The organism is Micromonospora sp. M51 (genome assembly GCF_018070305.1).
GTDB classification, from domain to species: domain Bacteria; phylum Actinomycetota; class Actinomycetes; order Mycobacteriales; family Micromonosporaceae; genus Micromonospora; species Micromonospora parva.
Genome location: NZ_JAGPXZ010000525.1, coordinates 1 through 4,437 on the forward strand (window position 1 = coordinate 1; position 4,437 = coordinate 4,437).

At 73.7% G+C, this 4,437-nt stretch carries 5 protein-coding genes and 1 pseudogene; 1 reads left to right on the forward strand and 5 read right to left on the reverse strand.

The window, feature by feature from the left end:
- From KBX53_RS23635 to KBX53_RS23645, 3 genes and pseudogenes are all read right to left on the reverse strand, one after another.
- A pseudogene (locus KBX53_RS23635) lies at positions 1–344 on the reverse strand (chlorophyllase); the annotation flags it as partial.
- Between the two features lie 75 nt (positions 345–419).
- Positions 420–956 (reverse strand): nucleotidyltransferase domain-containing protein, encoded by a 537-nt coding sequence (locus KBX53_RS23640; protein WP_210861704.1) that lies wholly within the window; start codon positions 954–956, stop codon positions 420–422.
- Between the two features lie 28 nt (positions 957–984).
- Positions 985–1,881, reverse strand: a complete 897-nt coding sequence (locus tag KBX53_RS23645; protein WP_210861707.1) for an alpha/beta hydrolase — start codon at positions 1,879–1,881, stop codon at positions 985–987.
- Positions 1,882–2,038: 157 nt separating this feature from the next.
- On the opposite strand from KBX53_RS23645, the gene KBX53_RS23650 reads away from it, so the two are divergent.
- Positions 2,039–2,212: a hypothetical protein gene (locus tag KBX53_RS23650; protein WP_210861708.1), complete on the forward strand. Its 174-nt coding sequence runs from the start codon at positions 2,039–2,041 to the stop codon at positions 2,210–2,212.
- A 121-nt stretch (positions 2,213–2,333) separates the two neighbouring features.
- On the opposite strand, the gene KBX53_RS23655 is transcribed toward KBX53_RS23650, so the two are convergent.
- Positions 2,334–3,449: an acetate/propionate family kinase gene (locus tag KBX53_RS23655; protein WP_030336697.1), complete on the reverse strand. Its 1,116-nt coding sequence runs from the start codon at positions 3,447–3,449 to the stop codon at positions 2,334–2,336.
- Positions 3,446–4,437, reverse strand: a 992-nt coding sequence (gene pta, locus KBX53_RS23660; RefSeq protein ID WP_210861711.1) for a phosphate acetyltransferase, incomplete at its 5' end; no start/stop codon positions are given. The genes pta and KBX53_RS23655, both read right to left, overlap by 4 nt.

Here is a 4,437-nt window from a genome sequence, read left to right on the forward strand (position 1 = left end):
TCCGGCCGCCCACCCAGGCCGTGACTGAACATCACCACCGGGAACCGGCCCTCCGCCGCCGTCGCCGACCGCTTGGCCGCGCCGCCGGACTGCCCGGCCGCCGGGTACCAGAGCGTCGTCGGCAGCGCGCGGCCGTCCCTGTTCAGCTTCAGCTGGCGTACGCCGACAGCGAAGGCGCGCTGCGGGGCTTTCCCGGCGGGTACCTGCGGTGTCGGGGTGGCGGCGGGCGGTGGTTCGACGGGCGCCTGCTGGCTCTCGGCCTTCCTGGCGTCCGCCGAGCAGCCGACCAGACCGGCCAGGAGCAGGGCGCTGGCCAGCAGGGCGGGGGTGACACGACGCGACATGAGTCCGATTGTGCCTCGCCCCGCAGACCTGCCCGGCGCACTTTGGCACTGTGTGCCCGCCCGCTCACCCACAGCTCAGGGGGCGCGCCGCGGGGCGGGGGCGAGATCGCGCAGCCGGGCCAGGTCGTCGGCGTCCTTCGGGCGGCGCTGACGTTCCGGCATCCAGACTGGGTACATCTGCTTGAACTCGATCTGGGCGGCCACCGAGATGGTCGGCACGGTGAGCGGGCCGATCCGGCCGGGTGGGGCGGCCAGCATCCCGGCCGGCAGTGGGGTGCCGGCCCAGGACCCGGCACCCACCGTCGGTCGGCCGGCGGCATCCCGACCCAGGTACGCGAAGCTGACCTCCACGTCGGCGGCGAACAGGTCGAGCTGCAACCGGGCGGGCATCCGCGGGTCGGGAAGCCAGCCCCGGGCCAGCAGCAGGTCGGCCAGCCGGTCCGCGTCGTCGCGCCAGCAGTACCAGTCGACGTCGACGTGCGGGCGGGTCACAGTGCCGAGCTGGAAGTCCATCGCCCAGCCGCCGCGCAGCCACACCGGGATGCCACAGGCCCCGGTCACCGTGATGACCTCGGCGATGCTCGCCAACTGCCGGCGCGCAAGCTCGTCCACCGCACGACCGTACCGACAGCGGCAGGGGTCAGTGGGCCGGGCGGGACTCGTAACGGGTCAGGTTGGGGGAGTGGGCGTCGGTGCGGAGGCGGGCGGCGGCAACCTGATCGCCGTAGAGGGTCCAGCGCAGGAAGTCGGTGGTGGTGGCGAGGACCGGGGCGAAGCCCGGGTGGCCCGGCGTGAGGTACGCCCCGTGGTCCTGGTCGAGCAGGCTGAGGAACGCGGCCGGCCCGGGGGTGCGCGCGTACGCGGCCCGGCCGACAGTCCCCGGCACCACCGGGTCAGCCGTGCCGAGCACGAAGAGCACCGGCGCGGCTGGCCCGGCGAAGCTGCCCGGCAACCCGCCGCCGGCGATCACGATCCCGGCGCGTAAGCGGGTCTGGTGGCCCTCGCTGAACATGCCGGAGGTGGTGAAGCCGCCCGCCGAGTGCCCGGCGGCGGCGATCGAGGTCAGGTCGAGGTGCCCGGCGAGCGGATCGGCGCGGTTGCGGTCGAGCCGCCCGAGGTGCCGGATCAGCCGCCAGGCGTCGGCCGGCTGGTGGCGTACGTCGGCCCGGGTGAAGTGCGCGGCACCCTGCCGGGTGTGCGGGTACGCGGGTGCGGCCACCACGAAACCGGCCGCCGCCCAGCGGGTGGTCAGGCCGGCGTGCAACTCGGGTCGGCTGCCCAGGCCGTGGCTGTAGATCACCACCGGGAACCGTCCGGCCGCCACCTGACCGGTCGACGTCGGGTACCAGATCGTCACCGGCAGCGGGCGCGCCGAACGCGGATCGAGGGTGAGCGTACGCACGCCGACGGCGTACGACCCCTCGGGCGCTCGACGCGCCGGCACCGGGTCGGTGGCCCCGCCGGCCACTGCCGTGGCCGGCGCGCAGCCGGCCAGCAACGCTGTCACCAGTACGGCCAGCAGCCGGCCCGCCCCCATCGTTTCACGGTAGGTGCCCGGGAGGGCGTAACAGCCCCGCCGTCCGGTTCGGCTGCACCGGCCACCCGGTCGGGTCACCTCCACCGGCCGGGTCCACCCCCGCGACGCCGTGGACCGGGGACGGTGCCGCGTGACCAGCTTCGCTAGGGTCACCGACATGCCTGAGAACTACACAGACCCCAGCGGCAACACCGAGGCGTTCCGTGCCTTCACCCAGACGCCGGAGGCCGCGGCACCGGCGGAGGCCCCGTCCCGCCTGCCGCTCATCATCGGCGCGGCGGTGGTCGTCGTGGTGCTGGTGGCACTCGCCGCCTGGCTGGCGACCGGCTGAGTTCGTCGCCTGGCCGGCGACCGGCTGAGCTGGTCGCCTGGCTGGCGGCCCGGTGATCCGTGGCCTGGTCGGGCGGGCGGCTGAGCTGGTGGCCCGGTCGCGCGGGCGACTGACCGAGCCGTCAGGCCGCCTCGATCAGGTCCCGGGTCTGTCGTGCGATCTCCCGCTCCTCGTCGGTGCGGATGACGCAGACGCTCACCTCGGCGCCGTCCGGTGAGATCACCCGGTCGCCGTCACCGTCGTTGCGGGCGTCGTCCACGCTGATGCCGAGCCGACCCAGGCCGGCCAGCGCGGCGGCCCGCACCGGCGCGGCGTGCTCGCCGACCCCGGCGGTGAAGGTGATCGCGTCGACCCGGCCGAGCAGCGCGTAGTACGCCCCGACGTAGCCGGTGATGCGCCGGCAGTACACCTCGAAGGCCAGCGTCGCCGCCTGGTCACCGGCAGCCCGACGCTCGAGGACCTCGCGCATGTCGTTGACGCCGGTCAGCCCGAGCAGGCCGCTGCGGTGGTTGAGCAGGTCGTCGATGTCGTCCACCGACAGCCCACCCTCCCGACGCAGGTGGAAGATCACGGTGGGGTCGATGTCGCCGCTGCGGGTGCCCATCACCAGCCCTTCGAGGGGGGACATGCCCATCGAGGTGGCGACGCTGCGACCGTTCTCGACCGCGCACGCGCTGGCCCCGTTGCCCAGGTGCAGGGTGATCGTGTTGACCTGCTCGTACGGCCGGCCCAGCAGTTCGGCGGTGCGGCGGGACACGTACGCGTGTGAGGTGCCGTGGAAGCCGTACCGGCGGATGCCGTACCGCTCGGCGGTGTCCCGGTCGATCGCGTATGTCGCGACGGCCTCGGGCAGGGTGTGGTGGAACGCGGTGTCGAAGACGGCGACCTGCGGCACGTCCGGCAGTGCCGAGCGGGCCACCTCGATGCCCGCCAGGTTGACCGGGTTGTGCAGTGGGGCGAGCGGGATCAGCTCGCGGATCGCGGCCAGCACCGCGTCGTCGACGAGCACCGGCGCGCTGAACTTCCGGCCGCCGTGCACCACCCGGTGCCCGACCGCCGCCAACCCGGTCAGGTCCAGCCCGTCCAGGATCTGCTGGACCGCCTCGGTGTGGTCAGTCGGGCCGCCACCGGGCTCACCGATGCGTTCGACGGTGCCGTGGTCCAGCGCCCGCTCACCGTCGTAGCGGCGCCACTTCACCGACGACGACCCGCAGTTGAGCACCAGCACCTGACTCACGACGCCTCCTCGGTGGCCGCCTGGATGGCGGTGATCGCCACCGTGTTGACGATGTCCGTCACCAACGCGCCCCGGGACAGGTCGTTCACCGGTCGGCGTAGGCCCTGCATGACCGGGCCGACGGCGACCGCCCCGGCGGAGCGTTGCACCGCCTTGTACGTGTTGTTGCCGGTGTTCAGGTCCGGGAAGATGAAGACCGTGGCGTGGCCGGCGACCGGGCTGCCCGGCAGCTTCGTCGCCGCCACCGCCGGGTCGATCGCCGCGTCGTACTGGATGGGCCCCTCGACCAGCAGGTCGGGCCGGCGTTCCCGGACCAGCGCGGTGGCCGCGGCGACCTTCTCCACGTCCGCGCCGGCACCGGAGCTGCCCGTGGAGTACGACAGCATCGCCACCCGGGGTTCGATGCCGAACCGGGCTGCGGTGTCGGCCGACGAGATCGCGATGTCGGCGAGCTGGGCGGCGTCGGGGTCGCGGTTGACGGCGCAGTCGCCGTAGACCAGCACCCGGTCGGCGAGCAGCATGAAGAAGACGCTGGAGGCCACCGAGACGTCCGGCAGCGTACGGATGATCTCGAACGCGGGCCGGATGGTCGCGGCGGTGGTGTGCGTCGCGCCGGAGACCATGCCGTCGGCTCGGCCGGTCGCCACCATCAGGGTGCCGAAGTAGTTGGGCTGCGCCACGATGTCGTGCGCCAACTCGGCGGTGACGCCCCGGTGGGCGCGCAGCCGGGCGTACTCGGCGGCGAAGTCGTCGCGCCACCCGCTGGTGACCGGGTCGACCAGGAGCGCGTCGCCCAGGTCGATGCCCAGCTCGCGGGTGCGCCGGGCGATGTCGTCCGGCCTGCCGAGCAGCGTCAGCTCGGCCACTCCGCGGCGTAGCAGGATCTCCGCCGCGCGCAGGATCCGCTCGTCGGTGCCCTCCGGCAGCACCAGGTGGCGGGGCTTCGAGCGGGCCCGGTCGATCAGCTCGTTCTCGAACATCAGCGGGG

Excerpts from the sequence above, each read along its gene's own strand:
- KBX53_RS23645 (WP_210861707.1), bottom strand. The coding sequence starts at position 1,881 with ATGGGGGCGGGCCGGCTGCTGGCCGTACTGGTGACAGCGTTGCTGGCC.
- KBX53_RS23650 (WP_210861708.1), top strand. The coding sequence starts at position 2,039 with ATGCCTGAGAACTACACAGACCCCAGCGGCAACACCGAGGCGTTCCGT.